The organism is Pseudomonadota bacterium, assembly GCA_010028905.1.
GTDB lineage: Bacteria > Vulcanimicrobiota > Xenobia > RGZZ01 > RGZZ01 > RGZZ01.
The window spans coordinates 1-1,560 of sequence record RGZZ01000771.1; the positions used below are offsets into that span (position 1 = coordinate 1).

Annotated in this window: 2 protein-coding genes; both read right to left on the minus strand. The window is 69.0% G+C overall.

Annotation, left to right across the window (positions count from 1 at the left end; all coding sequences use genetic code 11):
- Positions 1 to 1,321, minus strand: a 1,321-nt coding sequence (locus EB084_25135) for an amidohydrolase (GenBank protein ID NDD31549.1), incomplete at its 3' end; no start/stop codon positions are given.
- On the minus strand, positions 1,318 to 1,560 hold a 243-nt coding region (locus EB084_25140), incomplete at its 5' end, for an aminotransferase class III-fold pyridoxal phosphate-dependent enzyme (GenBank protein NDD31550.1). The genes EB084_25135 and EB084_25140, both read right to left, overlap by 4 nt.

Consider the following 1,560-nt stretch of genomic DNA (forward strand, 5'->3'; position numbering starts at 1 on the left):
CCGCAATCAGAACCCCCTCGTCGTCGCGTCGCAGGACGGCCGCCGCGAGGCCGAGCAGGGGGCGCTCGTCACCCACCACCGGCGCGTCTGACGAGAGGGCCGTCACCAGCCCCGCGGCCATCATCGACCGCACGGGATAGGCGCGAGAGAGCAGCGCTTCGGAGAGATAGGTGCGGAAGTTGATGCCCAGGCTCTTCACGAAGATGGGCTGGGGAACCACCACCGCTCCCAGTGCCCGCGCACGTGCGATCTGGGCAGGGCTGGGCAGCCCGAAGTGCTCGATGCGTGGCGCAAGCGGCATGGGACCGAGGCGCTCGAACGCGTCGAGGCACGCTTCGATGGCGGCGTCTCCGATGGCGTGAACCGCCAGGCGAAGACCGGCCGCCACCGCATCGCGCCCGATCTCGACGATCTCGCCCGCATCGAGACGCAGCAGGCCGCAGCTGCCGTCATGCCGATAGGGCGTGCACACCGCCGCGGTGGCTCCGCTCAAGCCGCCGTCGCCGATGAGCTTGACGGTATCGACGCGCAGGAAGTCAGACGCGAAGCGCTCCGGAAGCGGCAACGTGGCGGGTGACCCGAGAGGACGTCGAAGGGCCATGACATTGAGCCGATAGGGAAGGGCGCCGCGGGCCTCGAGATCGCGATACACCGCGACGATGTCCGGAGTGACACCAGCATCGGTGGCGCTGGTGATTCCCATTGACAGATGGCGCTGCGCCGCCGCCGCGATCATGTCGGCGTACTCGGCCGCAGATGGAAGCGGAACCTTGGACGTGACAAGGCCCATGGCAGTCTCGTGCAGCACGCCCGTGGGTTCGCCAGCGGCATCGCGCACGATGGCGCCACCCGGCGGCGCCTCGGTCGATGTCGCGATGCCAGCCGCCTCGAGCGCGCGCGTGTTCGCTACCGCGATGTGTCCACAGGTACGCGTGAGAACCACCGGACGATGCCGAACCGCTGCGTCGAGATCGTGGCGGGTGGGCATCACCCCCTCGGCCATCATGGCCTCGTTGAACCCACGCCCCTGAAGCCAGCCGTCGCCCTGAGCCTCTCGTAGACGCTGCTGCAGCGCCGCCATCGACGCCACGCCGCGCAGATCGAGCATCGAGGTGAGGAGATGCCCCACCTTGTAGACGTGAACATGGGCATCGTTGAAGCCCGGAACGACCGTGCAGCCATCGAGGTCGACCCGAGGCCAGGCGGGCATGTCGGCCAGAGCTCCCACAGCTGCGACCCGACCGCCCTCGACCGCCATGGCTTCAACCGGCGCACCCTCGAGGGTGTGGATGCGCGCGGCGCGGATGACCCGCGCGCTCACGATCGACCGGCAGCCGTTCGTCCGGCCTCGACGACGCGCACCGCCTCACCGAGAGCCGCAAGCCCCTCATCGAGCTGCGCATCGGTGATGACGAGGGGCGGAAGCAATCGCACGCAGTTGCTGTACAGACCCGCGCGGATGAGCACGAGGCCGCGCTTCACCCCCTCACGGACGATCTGCAGCGTCTCCTGCGGAGCGGGCTCGCGGGTCTCCCAGTCGAGCACGAACTCGGCGAGCAT